Annotated in this window: 14 protein-coding genes; 5 read left to right on the top strand and 9 right to left on the bottom strand. The window is 75.3% G+C overall.

Annotation, left to right across the window (positions count from 1 at the left end; genetic code table 11):
• Window positions 1–126: 126 nt before the first annotated feature.
• Complete coding sequence (locus AB0P06_RS02710; protein ID WP_363604613.1) at window positions 127–1,671, bottom strand: lipase maturation factor family protein; 1,545 nt, start codon at window positions 1,669–1,671, stop codon at window positions 127–129.
• Window positions 1,672–2,006: 335 nt separating this feature from the next.
• Window positions 2,007–3,065 (bottom strand): GAF domain-containing protein, encoded by a 1,059-nt coding sequence (locus AB0P06_RS02705; RefSeq protein ID WP_363604527.1) that lies wholly within the window; start codon window positions 3,063–3,065, stop codon window positions 2,007–2,009.
• A 422-nt stretch (window positions 3,066–3,487) separates the two neighbouring features.
• Here AB0P06_RS02705 and AB0P06_RS02700 point away from each other — a divergent pair, with 422 nt between their 5' ends.
• The 5 genes from AB0P06_RS02700 (at window position 3,488) to AB0P06_RS02680 (ending at window position 8,694) form a co-directional block, all read left to right on the top strand.
• Window positions 3,488–4,768, top strand: coding sequence for an acyl-CoA dehydrogenase family protein (locus AB0P06_RS02700; protein ID WP_363604611.1), 1,281 nt, complete (start codon window positions 3,488–3,490; stop codon window positions 4,766–4,768).
• Window positions 4,769–5,167: 399 nt separating this feature from the next.
• Window positions 5,168–7,219, top strand: a complete 2,052-nt coding sequence (locus tag AB0P06_RS02695; protein WP_363604526.1) for an ATP-binding protein — start codon at window positions 5,168–5,170, stop codon at window positions 7,217–7,219.
• Window positions 7,219–7,650 (top strand): roadblock/LC7 domain-containing protein, encoded by a 432-nt coding sequence (locus AB0P06_RS02690; protein ID WP_363604524.1) that lies wholly within the window; start codon window positions 7,219–7,221, stop codon window positions 7,648–7,650. The genes AB0P06_RS02695 and AB0P06_RS02690 overlap by 1 nt, the downstream gene beginning before the upstream one ends.
• Complete coding sequence (locus tag AB0P06_RS02685) at window positions 7,647–8,027, top strand: DUF742 domain-containing protein (protein WP_363604523.1); 381 nt, start codon at window positions 7,647–7,649, stop codon at window positions 8,025–8,027. Before AB0P06_RS02690 ends, AB0P06_RS02685 begins: the two co-directional genes overlap by 4 nt.
• Window positions 8,028–8,121: 94 nt before the next feature.
• Window positions 8,122–8,694 (top strand): ATP/GTP-binding protein, encoded by a 573-nt coding sequence (locus AB0P06_RS02680; RefSeq protein ID WP_363604522.1) that lies wholly within the window; start codon window positions 8,122–8,124, stop codon window positions 8,692–8,694.
• 56 nt (window positions 8,695–8,750) lie between these two features.
• Here AB0P06_RS02680 and AB0P06_RS02675 read toward each other — a convergent pair whose 3' ends face one another.
• The 7 genes from AB0P06_RS02675 to AB0P06_RS02645 all read right to left on the bottom strand — a co-directional run bounded on the left by AB0P06_RS02675 (window position 8,751) and on the right by AB0P06_RS02645 (window position 23,433).
• Window positions 8,751–9,221, bottom strand: coding sequence for a MarR family transcriptional regulator (locus tag AB0P06_RS02675; RefSeq protein ID WP_363604520.1), 471 nt, complete (start codon window positions 9,219–9,221; stop codon window positions 8,751–8,753).
• A gap of 114 nt (window positions 9,222–9,335) precedes the next feature.
• The gene (locus tag AB0P06_RS02670) at window positions 9,336–11,327 is read right to left on the bottom strand and encodes a hypothetical protein (RefSeq protein WP_363604518.1); all 1,992 of its coding nucleotides are present in this window, start codon (window positions 11,325–11,327) and stop codon (window positions 9,336–9,338) included.
• On the bottom strand, window positions 11,324–15,226 hold the full coding sequence (locus AB0P06_RS02665) for a DUF5682 family protein (RefSeq protein WP_363604516.1): 3,903 nt from the start codon (window positions 15,224–15,226) through the stop codon (window positions 11,324–11,326). Before AB0P06_RS02665 ends, AB0P06_RS02670 begins: the two co-directional genes overlap by 4 nt.
• A 4-nt stretch (window positions 15,227–15,230) precedes the next feature.
• On the bottom strand, window positions 15,231–16,409 hold the full coding sequence (locus tag AB0P06_RS02660) for an AAA family ATPase (RefSeq protein WP_363604515.1): 1,179 nt from the start codon (window positions 16,407–16,409) through the stop codon (window positions 15,231–15,233).
• The gene (locus tag AB0P06_RS02655) at window positions 16,406–21,514 is read right to left on the bottom strand and encodes a hypothetical protein (RefSeq protein ID WP_363604513.1); all 5,109 of its coding nucleotides are present in this window, start codon (window positions 21,512–21,514) and stop codon (window positions 16,406–16,408) included. Before AB0P06_RS02655 ends, AB0P06_RS02660 begins: the two co-directional genes overlap by 4 nt.
• Window positions 21,511–22,371: a DUF4132 domain-containing protein gene (locus AB0P06_RS02650; RefSeq protein ID WP_363604512.1), complete on the bottom strand. Its 861-nt coding sequence runs from the start codon at window positions 22,369–22,371 to the stop codon at window positions 21,511–21,513. Before AB0P06_RS02650 ends, AB0P06_RS02655 begins: the two co-directional genes overlap by 4 nt.
• Window positions 22,372–22,518: 147 nt before the next feature.
• Window positions 22,519–23,433 carry a helix-turn-helix transcriptional regulator gene (locus AB0P06_RS02645; RefSeq protein ID WP_363604511.1) on the bottom strand — a complete coding sequence of 305 codons (915 nt, stop codon included), beginning with the start codon at window positions 23,431–23,433 and terminating at the stop codon, window positions 22,519–22,521.
• Window positions 23,434–23,537 lie beyond the last annotated feature (104 nt).

The raw sequence follows: 23,537 nt of genomic DNA, 5'->3' as shown, positions 1-23,537 counted from the left end.
GAGGGGCTGGGGGCGCGCGGTCGGGCCGCCGGTTGTGGAGGCCCAGAATACGGGTGCCCGTTCGAGCCTTGCACGCACCCACCGCCCCACGGTCGGGTGTGGCGTGCCATACCGCCCGCGTGGCCGCTACTCGGGAGGGCCGGGCGGGTGGTGCGGCGCTGGGCCGGGCGGGTGGCCGCCCGGCCGCCGCAACCGGTCCACCGGCACGGTGCGGATCCGCCGTCCGAGCGGCGGGCGGTAGCCGGAACGGGTGAGGATGCCCAGGCTGACGGGCGCGAGGTATTCGTGCAGCGCCGTCCGGTGCCACCACGCGCCGGTTTCGCGCAGTTCGCGCCAATCGGTGAACCGGTAGAGATACAGGGTCGCCCGGACGTGGGTCGGTGGGGCGCCGGGGAAGGGGTTGTGGCGCAGCAGGCGCAGCGTGGCGGGGTCGTTGACCAGCAGGCGGGCGACGAACGGCAGGAACCAGGGCCGGGCGTAGGCGGGCGAGATCCCGGCGAACCACATCAGCCAGTCCAGCCGGAGGTGGTAGGGGGCGTACTGGCGTGGGAGGCGGCGCACGTCGCCGGGTTTGCCCTTGAAGCCGTACTCCTGCCACACCGTGTGCCGGGTGACGACCGGTTCGTCGGTGCCCTCGACCACCACCTCCTGGCGGATCCGGTTGATGCTGCCGAAGGCGCCGTAGGTGTTGACCAGGTGCAGGCGGTTGAAGGAGCGGTTCATGATCTGGCGGCGGGAGACCATGTTCCGCACCGGCCAGTAGCTGAGGACCGCGACGGCGGCGGTCAGCGCGACCACCAGGCCCTCGTACCAGCCGGGTGCGGCGCCGTACGGGCCGGGCCGGGCCGGGAGGCCGAGCCGGTGCGGGTCGACGGCGGCGAGGGCGAGGGTGATGGTCAGCCAGTTGAGCCAGGCGAAGTTGCCGGAGGCGACCAGCCACAGCTGGGTGAGGACGACGAGGCAGGCCGCGTAGGTGGCGATCGGCTGCGGGAGGAAGAGGCCGACCGGGACGACGAGCTGGGTGAGGTGGTTGGCGGCGGCCTCGACGCGGTGCAGCGGGGCCGGCAGGTGGTGGAAGAACCAGCTGAACGGGCCGGGCATCGGCTGGGTCTCGTGGTGGTACCGGAGGCAGGTGAGGTCGCGCCAGCAGCGGTCGCCGCGCAGTTTGATCAGGCCTGCGCCGAACTCGACCCGGAAGAGCAGCCAGCGCATCAGCCAGAGCACCGGGAGGGGCGGGGCGGTGTCCTCGTTGCCGAGGAAGGCGCCGAGGAAGCCGGCCTCCAGCAGCAGGGACTCCCAGCCGAAGGAGTACCAGGTCTGTCCGACGTTGACGATCGACAGGTAGAGCAGCCAGAGCACCGCCCAGAGCGGCACCGTCGCCCAGAGCGGGACGGCGTCCCCCAGTCCGCCGGCCAGGGCGGCGGCGAGGGCGGCTCCGGTCCAGGAGACGGCGGCGAAGAAGCGGTCGCTGTAGTGGAGGTGGAAGAGGCCGGGCGCCTGCCGGAACGGCACCCGGGCGGTGAAGCGCGGCACCGGCAGCATGCCGTCCGCGCCGATCAGGGCCCGGAACTGGGCGGCGGCGCCCAGGAAGCCGATCAGGTAGAGGGCGGCCAGCATCCGTTGCAGGAGCAGCCTGCTGAGCCAGTACTCGGGTGCGGCGAACCACTCCATGCGGCCCATGCCTACCATCGGCGGGCCGCGCGCGGGGCGTGCCCGGGGCTGCCTGCTCCGCCGGTTCACCCGCCCGGGCCCGGTCGGGTGAACCGGCGGGCCCGGCGGCAGGCCGGCCGGGAGGCGGGATGCCGGGGCGGCGGCGTGGCAGAACAGCGGCGTGACCGGGGGCAGTGTGGCCGGAAAACACGGCCCCCGCCCGGACGGCGAAGTGGCGGGGAGCCTCTCCTCGGGGGTGAGAGGCGCCCCGCCACGGTGTCGGCGGTAACTGCGGTGGGAGCGGCGGTGGTCGGCCGGGTGGTCGCCGGTCCGTCGCCACGGTGGTCGGTCAGGGCTCAGCCCGGCAGGACGAGTCCGGTCTCCCCGGCGGCGACGCCCGGACGGCCGGTGGTGGCGCCGTTCTGCTGGAGCCGGTCGACCAGCAGCGCGGCGAGCGTGCCCAGCTCCTCCTCCGTGCGGGACTGCGCGGTGACGTCCATGCCCACGGTGAGGACACCGTTGACCTGGCCGGTGCGCGCGGCCCGCAGCGGGGTGCAGGTGAAGCTGAAGATCTGCTGGCCCCGCTGGGCGTCCGGCCGGGCGGACTGGATCCGGACGTCGTTCAGGACGGTGGTCCGTCCGGTGCGGTAGGCCTCGGCGACGGCCTGCTGCAGGCCGGCCGCGCCGAGCTGCGGGTAGGCCTGGCCGACCGAGCCGTACGCCGCGGGGGCGCCGAAGGTGTCGGCGTGCTGGGCGTTGGCGTAGCGGATCTCCTGGCCGGGGCCGTCGGTGAGGATGATCGGGAACGGTGAGCCGTCGAAGGCCGCGAACATCTCCTGCTGCTGGGCGAGCAGGTTGTCGCGCAGCCGGATCTCGGAGAGCAGGGCCTCGGCGAGGTGCTGGATGTCGCGCAGCCGCTCGCGGCCCCACTGGCGGGGTTCGTGGTCGAGCACGCAGACGGTGCCGATGACGGTGTTGGTGTCGTCGACGAGCGGGGCGCCGAGGTAGGCGCGCACGCCCAGCTCGTCCACGACCGGGTTTCCGGCGAACCGGGGGTAGGCGAGGATGTCGTCCAGCGCGAGGGGGGAGCGCTGGGCGACGACGTGGGGGCAGAAGCCGTGGCTCATCGGCATCTGACGGGTCGGCAGGTCGAAGGCGATGCCTCGGTCGGCCCAGGAGGATCCTTCGGGTGCGACCTCGGCCGAACTTGGCGGAATGTAGAGCCCACGGAACATCTGGCGCTCGTCGTTGATGAAGTTGACCATCGCGATTGGGGCGCGGGTGATGCTGGCGGCCAGGTGAGCGAAGCGGTCGAAGGCCTCGTCCGCGGTCGGTTCGTTGAGACCCAGGCTGCGCAGCCTGCGGGTCCGCTCGGACTCACCGGCGGCACCCGGGAACTGGCCTTGAGTGCTCATCACATCAGTCATGGCGCACATGTAATCAGACATCCGACACGATCCGCGCTCCCGGCTCTCCGGTTCGGCCGTGCTGATGAACAGTCAAAGCCGCATGTGGACGGCGGCTTGGGCAGGTCGCGAAGTGAAGAAGGACCATTTCCCCGCCCCCCTGCGTTCCAATCCTCCCGGTGTTCGGTTGAAACGATTCACGCCAATCGAAGGTCAACTGTGGAGGCACCCGGGTCCCCATACGACAATGAGCCCTGCCGAAAACACGGATGGCGTCCCCCGGATGCCGCCCGAACTTCCGCACGCGCCCGGCTTGCAACAGGACACCCGGCCGCCAGCACCCCGCCCCCACGTCCATTGGCGGACGAGCGGAATCGGCAGCACGGACGGAGGCACAACCACCCGCTGACCGAGAGGACCCACCCATGGCTATGGACTACTTCACCGACGAGCGGCACGAGAGCCTCCGAGCCGAGGTCCGGGAGTTCGCGGAGAAGGAAGTACGTCCGCAGGTGGCCAGAATGGAAGCCGACCGCGGAGTGGAGTTCGAGCTCTCCCGGGAGATCGCCCGCCGCGGCTGGATCGGCGTCACCATTCCGCGCGAGTTCGGCGGACTCGGTCTCGGCCACCTCGCCAAAACCGTGATCGTCGAGGAGCTCTCCCGGGTCAGCGGCGCGATGGGCGCGATGGCACAGGCCTCGCAGCTCGGAGTCGCCAAGGTCATCCACTACGGCTCCGACGCCCAACGGCGCCACTGGCTGCCGCGGTTCGCCTCCGGGGAGTCGCTGCCGACCATCGCCGTCACCGAGCCCGAGTCGGGCGGCCATGTGCTCGGCATGTCCGGCACCGCGCGGCGCGAGGGCGACGAGTACGTGCTCAACGGCCGCAAGTGGTTCGTCGGCAACTCGCACATCGGCGACGTGCACGGCGTGGTGCTGCGCACCGGCGAGGGCAGCCGGGGGCTCTCCGCGTTCCTGGTGGAGAGCGACCGCCCGGGTTTCCGGCCCGGCACCCTCGGCTCGCAGAGCGGACTGCACGGCTTCAGCTTCGGCGAACTCGTCTTCGAGGACTGCCGGATCCCCGCCGCCAACCGGCTGGGCGAGGAGAGCCAGGGCCTGGACGTCGCCTACTCCTCCTCCACGCTGTACGGGCGGCTGAACCTGGCCGCCGTCGCGCTCGGCATCCACCGGGCGATCGTCGAGGACACGGTGCGCTTCGCCGAGGGGCGCGCGCTCTACGGCAAGCCGCTCTCCCAACTGCCCAACATCGCACTGAAGCTGGGCGAGATGCAGTCCCGGCTGATGACCGCCAAGCTCTCCGCGTACCACGCCTCGCACCTGCTGGACCACGGCAAGGCCTGCGACGCCGAGCTGATGAACGCCAAGCTGATCAACACCGAGTACGCGCTGGACTCCGCACGCAACGCGATGGAGATCCACGCCGCCCGGGGTCTCCAGGCCGAGTTCCACATCGAGCGCTACCTGCGCGACGCCACCCACGTCTACCCGCCGGCCGGCACCTCGGACGTCCAGCGGCTGCGGCTCGGCCAGGTCGCCGCGGGCACCTACGGCAAGCAGTGGTCGGCCGAGCTGTCCGGCCCGGCCAGCTGGGCCTGGACCGAACTGGCCCAGCACGAGGCGGAGGTGGAGAGCGACGCCGAGCGCACGATGGAGCTGGAGGCCTCCGTGCTGCACATGCCGCTGGCGGGCTGAACGGGCCCGGTCCGGCCGGGCGTCGGCATCGACGTACGGGGGTCGCGCCGGCGACGCACCGGCGATTGACCTGTTCCTGGCGGCTTTCCGGAGACCGGCCGCGGCCTCCGGAAAGCCGTCGGCGTTCCCGAAACCCTTTCTGACCTGTGACGATCCGTCATCCGGCGGTCTCCGGAGGGGCATCCGGCCCCGTCACCACCCGTTCACATATCGTCAGTTGATGTTGCGATCAGGGCACCTGGGGCTGGTAGCGTTCCTGCAGTCGGCGGGCCGTGCTGCACCCCGCACGGACGGTGACACCGCGTCAGTCCGTCCGGCAACCCCGGCCGTGGCGCCCTGAAGCCCCGGCCGGACCGCGCACGGGCCACCCCACCGTTCGGCCCTGCAACAAGGAATCAGATGCCAGGCATATCGGCCCCCCGCACGGGCCACCGCGCCGGCCGGTCCGGCTCCCTCCGCAGCTCGCTCCTCGCCCTCGCGCTGGTCCCCTGCCTGGGCCTGGCCGCCGCCTGGGGCTATGCGGCCTTCCTGCTGCGCGGCGCCGGACACCGCACGCCCCTGCTGGCCGTCAGCGCGGCCGTCGCCGTCGTCCTGCTCTGGAGCCTGGTCCACGGCGTGCGGGTCGCCCTGGCCCTGTCCGGCCGGCTGGCGGACCTGCGCACCGACACCCTCGCACTGGCCCGGCACGAGATCCCCGAGGTGGTCGGCCGGCTCCAGGCCGGCGAGTCCGTCCCGTCGCCGCCCGCCTGGGCCCCGCCCCGACGCTCCGGCGACGAGGTCCAGCAGACCGCCGACGGCCTCGCCGCCGTCCGGCAGGCCGCCGTCGCCGCCATCGTCCACCAGGCCCAGGGCCGCGAGGGGACGAAGAAGGTCTTCCTCAACATCGCCCGCCGCACCCAGATCCTGATCCACCGCCAGATCAGCATGCTGGACGCGCTGGAGCGCGAGCACGAGGAACCGGAGCTGCTGCGCGAGCTGTTCGCGGTCGACCACCTGGCGACCCGGATGCGCCGCAACGCCGAGAACCTGGTCATCCTCGGCGGCGCCCTGCCCGCCCGGCGCTGGCGCAACGCCGTGCCGATGGTCAACGTGCTGCGCAGCGCCGTCTCGGAGACCGAGAACTACGCCCGGGTGGTCGTCCAGGGCGTGCCGCGCGCCTCGCTCAGCGGGCAGGCCGTCGCCGACGTCATCCACCTGATCGCCGAGCTGATCGAGAACGGCACCACCTTCTCCCCGCCGTACACCCAGGTGCAGGTCTCCGCGCAGGAGGTCCCCAAGGGCCTGGCCGTCGAGGTCGAGGACCGCGGCCTCGGCATGAGCGAGGAGGAGTACGAGCGGCTCAACGACTACCTGGCCAACCCGCCCGAGCTGGACGTCTCCGCGCTCGGCGACGACCTGCGGCTCGGCCTCTTCGTGGTGGCGCGGCTCGCCGCCCGGCACGACATCCAGGTCACGCTGCGCCCCTCCCCCTACGGCGGCACCCGGGCCGTGGTGCTCGTGCCCGCCGTCCTGCTGGAGCAGGCGGAGCAGTCGGCGTCGGTGCCCGGCCTGCCGACCGGCGCCCGGGTCACCCGGACGCCGGTGCCGGAGGAGGCCGTGGACGGCGGGTCGGCGGAGGAGGCCCACGCCGAACTGTCGGGCGCGCTGGCCGGGGTACTCGGCGGGCTGCTGGGCAACGGGCCGGGCGCGGCGCCGGGCGCCGACCCGAACCAGCCGGGCCAGGCTCCCGGGCAGGTGCCCGCTCATGCGTCGGGTCGGGAGTCCGGTCATGCGTCCGGTCATGCGCCGGGTCGGGCACCGTATCAGGCGTCCGGTGACGGCGACAGCAGTGTGATCATCGGAGAACTTCTGGCCCAGTACCCCATCGACAGCGGACGGGCCGACGGGGAGCCCGCCAACGGCGGTCTGCCGGTGGGCTCCCCGATCCCCGGGCTGCCCGGCGCCGTGGTCGTGCCCCGGCCCGTGCTGCCCCGGCCGTACGACGGCCTGACCGACGAGCCGGCGGCCGGCCTCCCGGGCGGCCCTCCGCCGGACGGCCGGCACGACGACCTGCCGACGAGCCACCCCGCCGACCGTCGCACGCCCAGCCACCGGCGCGCCCCGGAGGCCCCCGTGGAGCACGGCCCGGACGGCGAGCTGCGTACCCCGCGCATCCTGCCGCAGCGGGTGCGCAACGCCAGCCTCGCCGAGCAGCTGCGCGAGGCCAACGCGCCCGGCGCCATGCCGCCGCCGCCGGCCGTCGCCCCGGCCGCACCAACGGCCGGTCCGTACGGCACCCCGGCCCCGGCTCCCGGCGGCTCGGCCGAGGACCTCTCCCCGCAGCGGTCCCGCGCCACCATGGCCGCCATCCAGCGCGGCACCCGAACCGCCCGTGCGGCGGCCCCCGACTCGGACGCACCGGCCGCTCCCCCCGCACCGGCCGCACCTTCCGCAGCTAAGGACGAGCAGTGATGACGCAGCACACCGAAACCCCGCGCGACCTCAACTGGCTGCTGGACCAGCTGGTGGCCCGGGTACCCGAGACCCGGCACGCCATCGTCCTCTCCGAGGACGGCCTGCTGGTCGGCCTCTCCCAGGACCTGGACCGCGCCGATGCCGAACACCTGTCGGCCGTCGCCTCCGGCCTGCAGAGCCTCGCCCGCGGCGCCGGCCACCGCTTCAACGGCGGCCGGGTCCGGCAGACGGTGATCGAGATGGACCAGCTGTTCCTGTTCGTCACCACCGCCGGGCAGGGCGCCCGGCTCGCCGTCCTCACCAGCGAACTGGTCGACGCGGGCCTGATGGCGTACGAGATCAACGTGCTGGTCAAGCAGGTCGGCCAGTACCTCACCGCGGCGCCGCGCAGCGACGCCGGCCAGGTCGGCGCGGGCGGCGGTGCGTGACCGCCGGCGCCGAGGAGGCCTGGTTCTTCGACAAGGACGCCGGCCATCTGGTCCGCCCCTACGCCATCACCAACGGGCGGACCGGCCCGGTCCGTGACGGCTTCGCACTGATCACCCTGGTGGTCACCGCGGACCCGCTCACGGACACCGCCCGGCTGACGCCGGAGCCGGCCGCGATCATCGACCTGTGCCGCGAACGCCCGCTGGCCGTGGCCGAGATCGCGGCCAGCCTCGACCTGCCGGTGAGCGTCGTCAAGGTGCTGCTGGACGATCTGGCCGAGGCGCGGCTGATCCTCACCCGGGCGCCGGTCCAGCTCGCCGAGGCGCCGGACCTCTCGCTGATCCAGGCCGTGATCGAGGGCGTCCGCCGGCTCTGACCGGCGGCCCCGCCCTGCTCGGCCCCTCACGGCCGTCGCCGCACGCCGGTGGCCGTTCTCTTCTTACCTTCAGTTCTCTTTCAGGAGACCCGAATTGACGTCCCAGAGCCTGGTGCCGGGCGCGGTCAAGATCCTTGTCGCCGGTGGCTTCGGCGTCGGCAAGACCACCATGGTCGGCTCGGTCAGCGAGATCGAACCGCTGCAGACCGAGGAGCGGATGACCCGCGCCAGCATCGGGGTCGACAGCCTCGACGGTGTCCAGGGCAAGTCCACCACCACCGTGGCGATGGACTTCGGCCGGATCACCATCCGCGAGGACCTGGTGCTCTATCTCTTCGGCACGCCGGGCCAGTTCCGGTTCTGGTTCATGTGGGACGACCTCGCCCTGGGCGCGCTCGGCGCGATCGTGCTGGCCGACACCCGGCGGCTCGAATCCAGCTTCGCCGCCGTGGACTTCTTCGAGCAGCGCGGCATCCCGTTCGCCATAGGGGTCAACTGCTTCCACGGCCGCCGCGACTGCGCGCCCGAGGACGTCCGCCGCGCCCTCGACCTGGACGCGACCGTGCCGGTCGTGCTCTGCGACGTCCGCGAGCGGGCCTCCAGCAAGGAGTTGCTGCTCGCCCTCCTCGACCGGGTGCACCGGGACGCCCTCGCCGGGCGGCGCTGAGGGCCGCCCCGACCACGATCTGGGCTGCCCCCCGGCCGGGACGGCCCCCGGGACGATCAGACCGCGGTCGGGGCGGCCCGGGCGGCGGGCTCCAGTTCGCCCAGGGCACGGACCAACGGGGCCAGCTCCGGGATCTCGGTGGCCTTGGCCAAAGTGGCCTCCAGTGTGGCCTCGTGGACCGGGCGGGCGGCTGCCAGCAGTTGGCGGCCCTGCGGGGTCAGCTCGGTGTAGATGCCGCGCCGGTCGTCCATGCAGAGGTAGCGGCTGAGCAGGCCGCGGTCCTCCAGCCTGGTCACCAGGCGGGTGGTCGCGCTGCTGCTCAGCGCGGCCGCGCGGGCCAGCTGCTGCATCCGCATGTGCCAGCCGTCCTGCCGGGAGAGCGCCTCCAGCACGGTGTACTCGACCACCGAGAGCTGGTGCTCCGCCTGGAGCGCCTTCTCCAGCGCGGCGTCGATCAGACCGTGCAGCGCGGCGAGCGTACGCCAGCCGCAGGCGCGGATCTCGGCGGCATCGTCGTGGATACCCATGGCTCGCCTCTCTGTTCCCGTCTGTTCCCGGTCCAGGTTCCGTCGTCCGGTTCCGTCTCCCGGCCCCGGCCGTCCTACGGCCTCTGAACGCTTCCTGTCCGCCAAGTATGCCATTTAGCGCGGATTACCTGCTTTTGCAAATACTTTTGCCGGCGCCTCGGCCTCGGCCCCCTCGTGCCGGCCCTGGTCCGGGACCCAGGCGCCCGCGCAGAGCGCCGAGGCCAGTTCCTCGCCGTAACAGGCCGCCGCCAGCCAGGCACCGGTGAACGCGTCGTGGTCATCCGCCACGACCCGGCCGAAGACATCCCGGGGCTGGTCCCCCGCCGCCGCGCGCAGCCCGTCCAGCAGGGCCGCCCCCGTGGCCAGGCCCGCCGACCGCAGCTGTGCCTGGTCGGTGCCCGCCGACCCCGCGCCGAACGCCAGCCCGAGCCGCCCGCCGGTGACGGCCTGCTCGACCCGGCGGGTGAGCAGGTGCACGGGGGCGTCCGGGGCCGGGTCCTCCGGGGCGGCGACCGTGGCAGCCGTGGCGGGCGGGGCGGCGGCAGGCGGGGCTGCCGGGGTGAGGTCGGCGGTCTGCATCCGCTCCAGGCCGAGGTTGACCCGGCCCGCCCGGTCGGCGGGCAGGGCCAGCACGGGCGACTGCGGCCCCGGCTCGCCGGGCGGCACGCCGATCGCCAGCAGCCGCAGCTCCGGACGGGCCGCGCGCTCCAGCCGTCCGATCACCCGCAGGCGCAGGCCCGGGGCCGTGGCCAGCAGGGCCAGATTGCCCCGGTAGGCCAGGCCCGGGTGGTCGTGTGCCGCGCGCAGGGCGATCACCAGCCCGTCGCAGTCGGCGAGCAACTGCGCCCCGCCGCCCGGTCCGTACGGGGCGGCGCCCAGCAGCGTCACGTCCAGGAACAGCAGGTCGCTCCCGGCCGGCCGGCTCTCGTACGGCAGCGCCGCCGCCGACAGGGCCCGCTCCACCTGCGCGGCCGGCGGCTCGGCCCAGAGCGCGGCCGACGGCTCCGCCGTCCACGCCGCCCCCGCCGCGCGGACCGCCCGGACGGAGGCGCCCGCGCCCAGCCGTCCGGCGGCCGACCTGGTCGCCCCCTGGACCGCCAGCCCGGCGCGGCTGAACTCCCGGTGGCCGAGCGAGGCGTCCCCCAGCCGCACCGCCCGGTTCCCGGCCCCGACGGCGTGCGGGGCGGCCGTCGTCGCGTCGTCGTGCGGCATGATCTCCGCGAGGGTGCTCAGCCGACCGGTCGCGTCCACCGCCCAGCTGAGCACACCCGCGTGGGTGGCCGTCAGCACCGGCTCGACGAACAGCCCGTACAGCCGCAGGCCGCCCACCTCGCCGTACACCTGGCGGGCGGTGCCGCGCAGTTCGTCGACCCGGCCCGCCCCGGCCGCCAGGGCGGCGGTGAGCTCCAGCACCTCGCGCAGGCCCGCGACCAGGTCGGCGAGCCGGTGGTCCGGCTCGCCCGAGCGGGCCGCGCGGACCCGCGTCACCACGGCCACCGCGGCGGCGGCCGGCCGGTACAGCCCGGCGATCCGGGCCCGGTGGGCGGCCCGCAGCAGCTCCGCCTGCAGGACGGCGCCCGCCCCGCTCACCCCGGCCGCCAGCACGGCGGCCGCCGCCCGGTGGAGGTGGCGGACGGCGGCCCGCTCGGGCGCGGTGAGGGGGGCCTCCGGGCCCGGGGCGTCTCCGGCGGCTTCCCCGGGCGCGCGCTCCGGCCCCTTGGCCGGGCCCGGACCGGTCTCGGCCGGACCGGTCTCGGCCGAGGGGTCGGTCGAGGGGTCGGCCAGGCGGCAGACCGTGACCGCCGCCGCGCGGTGGACACAGGCGGGTGCCAGCAGACAGCCGCAGCGGACGTCGGCCGCGTCGGTGACCACCCCTCCCGGCGCGTGCAGGACGAGTGACGTCTCCTCGTCCACCGCGATCCGCCACTCGTCACCGGAGTGCTCCACCGGCCGGTCGGCCAGCTTCTCCGCCGCACCGTCCAACCGCTTCTGCAGGCGGGCCGACAGCCCGGCCACCACCTCGGCGACCACCTCCGGCCGTACGGCGGGCCAGGCCTGCCGTTCCGTGACGCCCTGCTGCTCCGTCGTGCTCTGCTGCTCCGTCATCGGACCTTCTCCCCCACCCAGCGGGCCAGTTCCAGCGGGCTGAGCGCCGCCACGGGCATTCCGGCCGCGACGAGTTGGCTCGCGACCGCCTTCGAATAGCGGGCCGTCCCCGTGTCGTCCAGCGCGGCGCAGCCGAGCAGCTGGCAGCCGGAGTCGACGAGGGCCCTGGTCTGGGCGAGCAGCCCGCCGATCGGGCCGCCCTCCTCGAAGTCGCTGATCACCGCGACGAGTGTGCGGGACGGCACCGTCACCAGCTCCCGTGCGCACTTCAGCCCGGTCGCGATGCTGGTCCCCCCGCCGATCCGGACCTCCAGGAGCAGACTCAGCGGATCCTCGACCCGCTCGGTGAGGTCGACGATCTCGGTGGAGAAGGCCACGAAGTGGGTGCTCAGCGACGGCACCCCGGCCAGGATCGAGGCCGTCAGCGCCGCCCAGACCGTGGACGACTCCATCGACCCGGAGACGTCCACGACCAGGATCAGCCGCCAGTCGGCTGCCTTGCGGGCCCTGGTCCGGAACACCGGCCGCTCGGGGACGATCACCGTGCCGCCGCCCGGTACGCCCGGCCGGGCCGGACGGGCGGTGGCGAGGTTGGCCCGGATCGTCCGGTCCAGGTTCAGGCCGCCGCCCGGCCGGCGGCTCGGGCGTGGCACGCTGATCCCGGTCAGGGCGGGCCGCAGCCTGGTCGCCAGCTCCCGGGTCAGCTCGTCGACCAGGCGCCGCACCAGCGGGCGCAGCCTCGCGATCCGGGCCTCCGGCAGGCCCCCGGCGTGCTCCAGGACGGTGCGGAGCAGGTCGACGGACGGGCGGACGGCGGCCGGGTCGATCGCGTCCAGCGCGTCGGTCCGGCCGTGCGCGACGGCCGCGGCGAGCACCTCCTCGCGGATGCCGGGCCCGAACAGCATGGCCAGTTCCTCGGACCACTCCCGGACCCCGGGGTACGGGGCCTCGCGGCCGCCCCGGCTGCCACCGGCGCCGCCACGCCCGTCCAGCCCGGGGCCGGAACCCTCGCCCCGGCCGGTGCCGTACAGCTCGTCGAGTGCGGTGGCGAGGCGGGCCGACCGCCCGCCGAGGCCGCCGCTCCCGGGCCGTCCGAGCAGCAGCCGCCAGCGCTCGGCGGGCGCGAGGGCATGGGTGGCGGGGTCGGCGGCGATGTCGTGGCCGGACGCGGCCGGGCCCGAGGTGGCCTGACCCGCCGCCCGGGGCGGTGTGGCAGGTCCGGCCGCCGCCGGGGAGGGCCCGGGGACGGCCGGAGGAAACAGGCCGCGTCGGCCCAGGGCGGTGCGGGCGGCCAGGTCGGCGCGGGCCCAACGGGCCAGCAGCGCGGGCGCGACGGTGTCGGGCAGGGCCTGGAGCCGGGTGCCGAGCCGCTCCTCGACCAGGGTCAGCAGCCGGTCGCGGGCGGCCGGACTGAGGGTGTCGAAGCCGCCCCGCAGGGCGGGCAGCCGGTCCAGGAACCCGCTGTCGGGCAGGCTGGTGACGCGCTCCAGCACCGGTTCCAGCACCTCGGGCGCGGAGGCGAACAGCCCCTCCGCCGCGGTGAGCAGCCCGACCAGCGCCCGCCCGAGCACGTGCCGGGCGGCCGGTTCGGTGGCACCGTCCACCCAGGAGGCGACGCGGTCGCCGAAGGCGGTGGGCCGTTCCTGTCCGAGCAGCACCCGCACCGAACCGGCCGCACCCCGCACCAACGGGCTTCCCCCGACGGCGAGTTCGGCCAGCGCATGACCGAGTCGCAGGCCGCCGGACTGGTCGGCCCGACGGGCCAGCTCCACCAGGGCCCGCGCGTCGGCGGGGTCGTCGGAGCCGCCCAGCCCTTCCAGCTGGCGTACGGCGGCGACGGTCAGCAGCCCGCCGGCGGCGGCCAGCGCGGCGGCGCGGTCACCGGCACCCGCCGAACCGTCGGGCGAAACGGGTGAAGCGGGCGCACCCGGCTCAGGACGAACGCCCGGGGCGGCGAGCGGTCCCGGGTCCGCGCCCGTCCCCGGCGCGCCCTCGGCGGGCCCGGCCGCCTGCGCGTCGCCCGGCGGCGCCGGGGCGGCGAGGCCCGGGATGTGACCGGCGGTGAGGCGGTCGAGGAGGGCGAGGCCGTCGAGGAGTTCGGGCAGCGTCCCGCTCTCCGGGAGGACGGCGGTGAGCTGGGCGAGCCGGGTGTCGGCCAGCGCGGGCAGGCCGCAGGCGGCGGCGTCGGCGAGGCCCTGGACGACCTCGCGGGCCGTCGGGCCGTCCGCCTGCCGCTCACGGCGGAGCCGCTCGCGCAGGGCTCCCTCGGCGGCCTGGGCCGGGGTGACGCCGCGGGTGCCCGCCACCGTCAGCATCGCGGCGACGGCCGGGGTCCACCGGACCTGCCAGCGGGTGCCGAGGGTCTCGGTGCCGCCGGCGCCGGTGCCGGCGACCGGCTCGCCGTACGGGACTCCGCAGGCGGCGAGGCGGTGCAGGAGCAGTTCTCGGCGGCGGTCGAGGGGGGAGCGCAGCGGGTCGAGGCGCAGTTCGCGCGGGGCGGCCTCGCCGGAGTCGGCGGGGCCGGGGAGGCCGAGGTCGGCGAGCAGGACCTCGACTGCGGGGGCGAGGCCGCTGCGCGGGGCGGCGGGCGCGGGCCGCCCGGTGCGGGTGCCGACCAGGACGCGTTCCAGCGCGCGGGCGACGGCCCGGCCGCGGCCGAGGGGTTCGCCCTGGGCGAGCACGGTCTGGACGGCCTCGACGAGTTCGCCGCGGCCGGGGGCGGCGAGCCCGCGCAGCCGGGCGAGGTCTCCGGCGAGCCGGACGATCTCGCGGGCGTCGGCCGGGCCCGACGGGTGGTCCTGGGTGCGCAGGGCGGCGCAGATCCGGACGGCGGTGCCGGTGAGGGCGTCGGCGAGCCGGTCCGCGTCCCCGCCCGCGTCGAGGACGGTGTGCTGCCACTCGGGGTCGCGGATGCCCGCCGGGTAGCCGGAGCGGGCGTCGAGCAGCGGGTAGGTGTAGGGGATCAGCGAGACGACGTGGGCGCCGTCCGGCCCGGGCACCCCGTCGGACGCCTCGCCGGACGCCTCGCCGGCGGTGTCCGCCGACGGGTCGAGCAGCGCGGGCGCGTGGAAGGCGCCGACCACGGCGGCCACCCGGCGCCCGTCCGCGGCGGCCGCCCGGATGCGCGCCCGCATCCAGGCCTCGCGCCGCAGGTCGTACCGGTCGACGCCGTCGCCCTGCTCGGCGTCGCGGCGCATCGCCCAGCCGACCAGCAGGGCGGCACGCCGGACGGCCTCCGGGGTGGAGCCGGGGGCCGCGGTCTCGACCAGGCGGTCCCAGAGGTCCTCGTCGTCGTCCCGCCCGGTGAGCCGGTGGCGCAGCGCGTCGGCCACGCCCGGACCGGTGTCGGCGGCCGGTCCGTCGGGGCTCGGACCGGCGGGACGGCCCACGGACCGGCCCTCGGACCGACCCTCGGACCGGTGCGCGAGCGGCAGGTCGCAGGCGATCGCCTCGACACCGTTGCGACGGGCCCAGCGCAGGGCCGCCAGCTCCGGCGAGAAGTCCGCGAACGGGTAGAAGGCGAGCCCGGGGGTACGGTCCGAGGTGCCCTCCCCCGGGCCCGCGCCGTCCTCGGGCCCGCCGGGGGCGGCGGCGAGGGCGACGGGCGCCTGGGTGGACTCGTCGGCCAGCCAGCCGAGCCAGGGCTGGAACTCGGCGGGCAGTTCGACCAGCACCGCCTCGGGCCGGACGGCGTCGAGCAGCGCGGGCACCACCGCACTGAGCGACGGCGCGTGGTGCCGCACGCCGATCAGATAGGGCCCCGGCCCGCCGGTGCCGGAGGCGGCCAGCCGGGCCGCCTCCGCCTCGACGACCTCGCGCGGGTCTCGCGGGTCTCGCGAGTCCTGGGGCTCCGCGCCATCGGGGATGTCGGGGCTGTCGGGGATGTCCGCGCTGCTCATCGCCTCACGCCTCCAGTGCCGAGCGCAGGTCCCAGAGGGTGCGCCAGGTGGCGGCGCCCTGCTCGGCCCTGCGGCGGACCGGGCCGTCCCAGTAGCCGAGCAGGCGGGCCGCGTCGGCCGGGTCGTCCTTGCGGACGACGCCGATCAGCTGGCCGGGCAGCCGGCCGAGCACGTCCCCGGTGTCGGGGAGGTAGGCGGCGCCGACGCCGAGGGCGGTGGCCACCGAGACGGCCTCGGCGGTGCTCATCACGGTGGACGGGCGTTCGACGTCCCAGCCCTCGGTGGAGCGGCCGGTGCGCAGGTCCCGGAAGGCGGTGACGAGTGCCTCCAGGACCGCGTCGTCCACCGCGTAGGCGGCGCCGGCCCGGGCGACGGCGGCGGTGGACTGGCGACGGACCAGCTCGACCTCGGCCGCGAGGCTGCCGATCGGGCCGACCGTCTCGAAGTTGAACCGGCGCTTGAGGGCGGCGGACATCTCGCTGACGCCCTTGTCGCGCAGGTTGGCGGTGGCGATCAGGGTGAATCCGGCCGCGGCGTGCAGCTGCCCGTCCGGGGTGCCGGCCAGCTCGGGGACGGCGATCCGGCGCTCGGAGAGCAGGGAGACCAGGGCGTCCTGCACCTCGGGCAGGCAGCGGGTGACCTCCTCGACCCGGGCGACGGCTCCGGTGGTCATCGCGGTGAGCACCGGAGAGGGCACCAGGGCGTCCCGGCTGGGGCCCTTGGCGAGCAGCAGGGCGTAGTTCCAGCCGTACTTGAGCTGGTCCTCGGTGGTACCGGCGGTGCCCTGGACGGTGAGCGCGCTGGTGCCGCAGACCGCGGCGGCGAGCAGCTCGGAGAGCATCGACTTGGCGGTGCCGGGCTCGCCGACGAGCAGCAGGCCGCGCTCGCCGGCGAGGGTGACGACACAGCGCTCGACGAGTGCCCGCTCGCCGACGAACTTCTGCTCGATGGCCAGGCTCTTCCGTCCGGCCTTGAGCTTCTGGCCGTCGCTGCCCATCACGAAGGTGACCACGGCGCGCGGGGTGAGCCGCCAGCCGGGCGGGCGCGGGCCGGCGTCGTGGGCGGCCAGGAACTCCAGTTCGGCCGCGTACTTCTCCTCCGGCGGAACGATCTGCCGGGCGGCGGGGGCGGCCCCGGGGACGGCCGGGGAGCCGGCGACGGGGTCGGTCACGGTGGTACTCATCGGCGGGCGGCCTTCCTGCGCTTGCTGGTCTGGAGCTCTTCGTAGCCGGGGACGTCCCCCGTGCCGATCCGCTGCCAGGCCCGGGCGAACAGCTCGGGAACCGGCAGGTACGGCAGGACGGCGTGGTGGGTGGGCAGTTCGTACAGGCCGGCCTTCCAGGTCTCGGCGGGCAGGCCGGGGGACTTGGCCTCCTGCCAGCCGCCGGGCAGGAACAGGCTGCGGCCGGCCCGGGCCCGCTTGGCCTCCAGCACCAGGCTGGTGGCGGCGAGTTCGGCACGGGCCTTCTTCAGCCGGGCGGGCTTCCAGCCCGTCCAGCGGGCGACGTTGCGGTCGGTCGGGTCGGGCAGGGCGAGCAACTGGAGGTAGAGCACGGCGGCGTCCTCGCCGAGGCCGTGTGCGGCGACCACCTCGGCGACCAGGCCGGGGACGCTGAACTGCGGGTTCTGCGCCCAGCCGGTCTCCGCCGGGGAGGCCTGGGACTCCGGTGACTCCTGGGGCTCCGGTGACTCCTGGGGCTCCGGGGCCGCCACCAGCCGCTCCAGCTCGCCGCTCAGGACGGCTTCCAGAGCGAGCCGCTGAGCGCTGAACACGTGCGGGTAGGAGAGCCCGTCGAGCAGTTCGAGCAGCGGGTCGTCGGCACCGGTGAGCCCGGCGGGGCGCAGCCAGGCCCGTTCCTTGCCCCCGTAGCCGGGGGCGAGAACCAGGGCCTCGCCGCAGCGGACCAGCCCGTCGGCGTCCGCGCCGCCCTCGGCCGGCAGACCGTACCTGGTGCGCAGGACCGGGGTCAGCCGCTCGCCCTTGACGGTGTACTCGAGCTCGTTGTCCAGCAGCAGGTGCGGGTCGGCGAGGCGCGCGCGCAGGGCCTCGGCGGCCCGGGGCAGCAGCGAGCGCAGCGGGCTGTCGTACGGGAGGTGGTAGGCGAGCCAGCGCAGGGCGGCGACGGCGCCGCGCAGGTCGTGTTTGGTCGGCGCCGCTGCCTGGTCGTCGGCGAGGAGCTGCTGGGTGCCGTCGTCCTTGCCTGCGGCCAGCCGGAATCCGGTGGTGCCGCTGAGCCAGGCCGTCCGGTCGGGGTTGAGCATCGCCTCGATCTGCTGGACACCGACACCGCTGACGGTGGCCTGGGCGTCCTCGGGGAGGGTGACGAGCCGTCCGAACCGCTGCGTCCACTGCTCGGCACCGGCGGTGACATCGGGGCCCTCGGTCCAGAGGGTCTTCGGGTCGGCGGGCAGCAGGGCGGCCCAGACGGCGGCCAGGGCCTCGTGGTCGCGGTCGCGCAGCCAGTCGCGGGCGGCCTTGGCCTCGGTGGACTTGAGTCCGTACTCCTTGAGCCGGTCGGCGGGCAGCGCGTTGCCGTACCACCGGAACAGGGTGTCGGTGGGGCTGAGCAGCAGCGTGGCGCGGGTGCTGCCGATGCCGGTGAGTTCGCCGAACGCGGCGGCGGGGGCGGCCTCCCGGGCGAAGCCGCCGTGCAGGGCGAGCAGCGCGGTGAACTCGGCCGTCCAGTCGGCGGTGAGGGTCTCCTCGGTGGTGCGCTCCTCGGCGGTGGTGAAGTGGGCGACCGGGCCGAAGGCGCCGCTCGGGTCGTGGTCGACGGCGAGCCAGTACACCCGGCCGTCGCGGTGGTGGCGGCAGCCGAGGATGATCACGGTGCGGTCGCCGTGCCGCAGCACCTGCCCGGCGCGCCGGTGGTGCTGCTGGTCCCCGTGGGTGAGCTGGTGGGCGTGGTCGTGGAGCGGCTCGGTGAGGGTGATCTCGCGCAGGGTGGCGCCGCGGTCGGCGAGCGGGCCCGCGGTGAGCTCGCCGAGCAGCAGGGCGAGCGTGGACCGCTCCGCCGACCCGGTGAGCGGGGCGGCCGCGGCGAACGCGAGGGTGTCGAGCCGGCCGAGCAGGTGGAGCCAGCCGTGGTGGTCTTCGTCGCCGTGCAGTGTCACCTTCAGCGGGTCGGACCAGCCCTCGGGGCCGGCGGCCGGCGGGTCGGCCAGGACGGCGGTGACGGTGCGCAGGTTGTTGAGGACCCGCCACTGCTCGCCGCCGTCCCAGGAGTGGCCGAGGCCGCCGAGGTGGGGCAGCAGGATGCCGACGGCTTCACGCAGGTCGTGGTCGCTGCCGTGCTCGGGCCGGTAGGCCGTGCCCGGCCGGGCGGTGCCGGCCTTGGGGCGGGCCTCGGCCTCGGGCTGCGGGACGAACCGGGCGGCCTGGTCGAGCAGGTTGGCGGCGAACCGGGCGAGCCCGGCGACGCCGGCCAGCAGCAGCGGGTGGCCGATGCCGGGCAGGGCGTCACCGGCGGCCTGAACGGGTACCCGGTTGCGGGCCTTGCCGTTGGCGAGCAGGCGCCGCACGCCCTGGACGGTGAGCCAGCGCTGCTCCTCCTCGGCCACGGGCTCGGTGTCCGTCGGCCAGGCGGCGTCGATCAGCCGGGCGGCCTGTTCGGCGGTGACGGCGCGCAGGACGCGGGAGCCGTCCTCGTCGCGGGGCCGCAGGGCGTGCCAGTGGTCGACCGGGGGGACGAGGGCGGTGCCGGCGGCGTGCAGGTCGCCGGCCCGGCAGGCGCTGACCTCGGCGGTGCGATCGCTACCGGCGTCCCCGGCCCCGTCCGCGTCGGGCAGGACGAGGGCGAGGATGCCGCCGCGGCTCTCGGTGATCATCGGGTGGGCCGCGCCGGGGAGGCCGAGCCGGCCGACCGGGTAGCGCTGGGCGTGCTTGCCCTGCCCGGTCAGGACGAGGGTCTGCCCGTCGGCGGTGACGGTGGTGACCCGGGCCCCGTCGACGCGGGCCCAGCTGCCGAGCACCGTGCCGTCGGTGCCGAGCGGGGTGGCCTCCAGGCCGGGCTGGAGCGGCAGCAGCCGGGTGAAGCCGGGCTGGAGCCGGCCGGCGGCCGCGGTGGCGGCGATCCGGGGCGGCTCGGCGGCGCGGCCGAGGGTGCCGGTGGCCGGGTCGAACTCGGTGAAGGCGGATCCGTTCCGGCCGGAGCGCAGCGTCCAGTGGCCGGTGCCGTCACCGATCACCCGGTGCTCGGCGGGTACCCGGGTGTCCCCGGCGTGCAGCGGGCGCTCGCCGGACGTCCGGCCGCCGCCGGGCAGCGCGAGCGAGGGGACGCCGGGGGTGTCGCCGCTGCCGTAGTAGCGGACGATGGTCTCGCCGCCGAGCGCGAAGATCTCGGTGGGTCGGCCGGACCAGTAGGCGTGCTGCTTGCCCTCGCGGTACCAGGCGACCAGGAGCTCGCCGTCGGCGTAGCGAAGCCGGGGCTCCTGCCAGCGCTCCAGCTTGTCGGGGATGCGCAGGGTGTGTTCCAGCAGGATGCCCTGCGGGCCGACCACCAGGACCTGGTCCTTGCGGGCCAGGATCAGGGCGGGCCACGCCTCCTCGATGATCAGGCCCTTGCGGAACGTCGTGTCGACGGGTGAGCCGGGCGCCTCGCGCTGCGGGAGGCCGAGCCGGCCGAGCGCCTCCTCCAGGGCGGGCCAGCCGAGTTCGTCGAGGATGCCGGTGCGCAGGGCGCGGGCGAGCAGACCGGTGGCGTCGAGGCCGGCGATCCGTTCGGCGGCGGCCGGGTTCTCCTGGCGGATGGCGGTGCGGCTGAGGATCAGCTGCTGCAGGAGGTCGGCGGCGCCGGCCAGGCCACGGGCGGCGAGGAGTGTGTCGGCGCGCTCGTCGGACCATTCGACGAACAGCTCGCGCAGCACCGGGAGTGCGGGCAGGCCCTTGCGGACGGCGGCGTCCCAGGCCCGGGGGACGGCGGCGCGCAGGGCGGGCCGGAACCGGGGGTCGGCGGCGACGGCGGCGAGGGTGGCGCTGTCGGGGCCGGCGTCGCCGACCCAGTCGGTGAGGTCGAAGGTGTGGTCGTCGGCCGGGTCGGCGACCGGGACTCCCTCGGCGAGCAGCAGGTCGAGCAGGTCGAGCAGGGTGCTGCTGTTCCGGATGCCGGTGAAGAGGTCCACCGGGACGTCGTCGGCGCGCAGTCGCTCGGCCATCCGCCCGGCGAGGGCCACCGTGGCGGCGCTGGAACCGCTGGTGCGCCAGCTGCGGCCGAGGTGGCCGCACCAGCGCTGGAGCCAGGCGGCGGGTGCGGCCTCCTCCGCCCGGGGCCCGGTGAGCAGTTGCTCGGCGCCGCTCTCGGCGAGGACGGCGAGCCAGGCGGCGTCCTGGGCGGTCCGGTCCGAGGAGCCCTCCGGGTCGGGCAGGAGCTCCAGCAGGCGGGCGCGGACGGTCTCGTCGCGCCGGCCGAGCTCGACGACGACGCTGTGCCAGGACTTCCAGAACGCGCCCGGCGCCCGGTTGACGGCGGGTGAGGCGAGCAGCTCGGCGAGCAGCGCCTGCTCGTGCTCGGCGCGGTCGAGCCCGGCCGCGCGGATCAGGGCGCGGGCGTCCTCGGCCACCCCGGCATAGGGTGCCATGCCGGCCGCCGAGCGCTCGGCGCAGAGCTGGCGGAAGCGCTGCCAGGCGGTCAGCGGGTCGAGCCGGACGCTCAGCTCCTTGACGTACTGGCGCAGCGCCTTGACGGTGAGCGCGCCGGCCAGCGCGAACTCCAGGAAGACGGCGCGCAGCCGCTCCTCGTCGATCGCCAGGCCGTGGGTGCGCTCGGCCTCGCGGGCCTTGCCGAAGAAGGTGCCGGCGTAGGTCTGGTTGCCCTGTGCGAGGAAGATCCGGCCGACCTCCTCGCAGTAGGTGGGCAGGAAGTGCGGCACGGTGCGGCCGAGGCGCACGGCGAGCGCCTCGAAGCCGTCCTTGGCGTTGCCCGGCTTGGACTTGGCCTGCCGGGCGAGCCGCTCCATCTCCTTGACCAGGGCGAGTGCGTGGTGGCCGTTGGCCGGGTCGTGGACCAGTGCCCAGGCGGGGAAGCCGAGTGCCTCCTGGCGGACCTGGCCGACCTCGGCGGGCTCCCCGGTGGGCTTGAGCCCGAGGAAGTCCACCGCGAGGTCCTCGGCCGGGCCGAGCGCGCCGGGCACCAGCCGGACGATCCGGCGCTCGCCGAGCACCGGGTGGGTGTAGGCGCGGGCGGTGAGCACGTCCGCGACGCTGTCGGGCTGCCCGGCGCCGGGCAGGGTGCCGGCCGGGAGCACCGCTCCGGCGTCCAGCAGCTTCTCGTTCGGTCCGGTGGTGCTCATGCGGCTTCCTCCCCTTCGACCGTGCGGCCGGCGTGCAGCGCGGCGGCCATCCGCATTCCCTCGGACCAGGCGACCGGTCCGACCTCCGCGAGCGCCAGCACCTTGCCGTCCGGGCCCGTCCAGCTGAGTGCTCCGGTCTCGCACTCGTCGTACTCGTAGTAGTCGCCGACCCAGACCCGGGCCTCCAGGGCGACGCCCGCCTCGACGACGGGCAGCACGGCGTGGCCGCCGCGCACCCGGTAGCCGAGCCGGGTGCAGCGGCCGAGCAGCTCGCGCAGCTCCTTGTAGCGGCCGCCGGCGTAGTCGGTGACCTCGGTGGCCCCGGTGCCGGGCGCGGCCGGGCGGTGCCAGACCTCCCGGTAGAGCTGCTGGACCTGCTGGGAGACGCCGAGTTCGACGGCGAACTCGCGCAGCTCGGCCAGGTCCTCCAGGAGGACGGGGTGGGGTATCCGGATCTCGCCGTCGGTGAGGCGCACGGTGTCCCCGTCCAGGTCGACCAGGCCGAGGCCGCGCTCGGCGTCGGCGCCGCGCAGGAAGCCGGCGACCGCGCCGTCCGGGCCGGTGACCACCAGGTCGCGCAGCACGTCCTGCCAGGCCTCGTCGGCCCAGACGGCCGTGATCACGGCGGCGGGGACGGGCAGCGAGCGCACCATCCAGCGCTCGACGTCCTCCAGACAGCGCCGCCGGTGCGCGGCCAGCCACTCGGTGAGCTGCTTGAGGCCGGTCACCACCGGGTCGTCACCGAGCTTCGACGGGACCGACTTCAACTGGCGGCCGGCCGCGTTGCGGCACACCACCCTGCCCTCCGCGTCGAGCGCGACTTGATAGCCGCCCGATCCCGCTTCCACCCATGCCACGTCCGCTCTCCTCCCAGCTGGTCAGTGATGGGAGGAACGTAACGGGACACACTGACAACACGTCTGCCGGGGGCCCGCCCTGGTCGGCGGCCCGACCCAAACCACTCGAACGGGTGATCTATTGGGTGGTCCCGACCGTGCCAGGCCTTAAGCGCGCCGGTCGGACACCGAAGGGCGCGCCGTAGCCGCCCCGGCCCCCGCGCCCGCCCCGCCCGCCAGCGAGGCCAGCAGCCGCAGCGCCGCCTCCGACGGGGAACCGGGCTCCGCCGTGTAGACCATCACCCGCTGCTGCGGGGCGTTCGGCAGCTGCAACGGCTGCTGCGAGAGCGTCATCCGGCCCACCAGCGGATGGTGGTACTCGCGCTCCAGATACGGGCACTCACGCACCTGATGGGCCGCCCACAGAGTGGAGAACTCCGGGCTGCGGACGGCAAGTTCACCCAGCAGCGAGGTCAGTTTGGGGTCGTCGGGGTAGCGCGCGGCGGCGACCCGCAGATGCGCCACCGCCTCCCGGGTCTTGTCCGCCCAGTCCACGAACAGCTCCCGTGTGTGCGGGTCGAGGAACACCATCGCGGCGAGGTTCGGCCGGTCGGCGGGCCGGTCCGGGGCGGCCTGGTCCAGATGCCCGGCGAACAGCGCGTGCCCGAGCCGGTTCCACGCGAGCACATCGGTGCGCCGCCCCAGGACGAGCGCCGGCACGTCCGGTATCGCGTCCAGCAACTGCCGCAGGCCCGGGCCCAGCCGCTCCGGCGCGGAACGGCGGCGCGCCGCCCCGGACGGCCGCGCCAGCACGTGCAGGTGCGCGCGTTCGGCCTCGTCCAGCCGCAGCGCGTCGGCGAGCGCCTCCAGGACGGCCTCGGAGGCGCTCCGGCTCTGCCCCTGCTCCAGCCGCGTGTAGTACTGGATGCTCACCCCGGCGAGCTGCGCCAGCTCCTCCCGGCGCAGCCCCGGCACCCGCCGCCGCGTGCCGTAGGCGACCAGCCCAGCGTCCTGCGGTTGCAGCCGGGCGCGCCGGGAGCGGAGGAATTCACCGAGTTCGGTCTGGGCGGTCTGGGAATCCATGGTGTCCAGTGTCCCCGACCGGCTGGTTCTTAGCCTGCCCCGGCCAGTAGTACCAAATATCGAGGTCTGGGTAACCCGGTCGCGGTCTTCGAGACTGCTCCGTG

Origin of the sequence: Kitasatospora sp. NPDC088351 (assembly GCF_040685575.1) — a bacterium.
Lineage (GTDB): Bacteria > Actinomycetota > Actinomycetes > Streptomycetales > Streptomycetaceae > Kitasatospora.
This window is presented reverse-complemented; position numbering and strand designations above follow the sequence as displayed.

Excerpts from the sequence above, each read along its gene's own strand:
- AB0P06_RS02710 (WP_363604613.1), bottom strand. The coding sequence starts at position 1,671 with ATGGAGTGGTTCGCCGCACCCGAGTACTGGCTCAGCAGGCTGCTCCTG.
- AB0P06_RS02705 (WP_363604527.1), bottom strand. The coding sequence starts at position 3,065 with ATGAGCACTCAAGGCCAGTTCCCGGGTGCCGCCGGTGAGTCCGAGCGG.
- AB0P06_RS02700 (WP_363604611.1), top strand. The coding sequence starts at position 3,488 with ATGGACTACTTCACCGACGAGCGGCACGAGAGCCTCCGAGCCGAGGTC.
- AB0P06_RS02695 (WP_363604526.1), top strand. The coding sequence starts at position 5,168 with ATGCCAGGCATATCGGCCCCCCGCACGGGCCACCGCGCCGGCCGGTCC.
- AB0P06_RS02690 (WP_363604524.1), top strand. The coding sequence starts at position 7,219 with ATGACGCAGCACACCGAAACCCCGCGCGACCTCAACTGGCTGCTGGAC.
- AB0P06_RS02675 (WP_363604520.1), bottom strand. The coding sequence starts at position 9,221 with ATGGGTATCCACGACGATGCCGCCGAGATCCGCGCCTGCGGCTGGCGT.
- AB0P06_RS02670 (WP_363604518.1), bottom strand. The coding sequence starts at position 11,327 with ATGACGGAGCAGCAGAGCACGACGGAGCAGCAGGGCGTCACGGAACGG.
- AB0P06_RS02665 (WP_363604516.1), bottom strand. The coding sequence starts at position 15,226 with ATGAGCAGCGCGGACATCCCCGACAGCCCCGACATCCCCGATGGCGCG.
- AB0P06_RS02660 (WP_363604515.1), bottom strand. The coding sequence starts at position 16,409 with ATGAGTACCACCGTGACCGACCCCGTCGCCGGCTCCCCGGCCGTCCCC.
- AB0P06_RS02655 (WP_363604513.1), bottom strand. The coding sequence starts at position 21,514 with ATGAGCACCACCGGACCGAACGAGAAGCTGCTGGACGCCGGAGCGGTG.
- AB0P06_RS02645 (WP_363604511.1), bottom strand. The coding sequence starts at position 23,433 with ATGGATTCCCAGACCGCCCAGACCGAACTCGGTGAATTCCTCCGCTCC.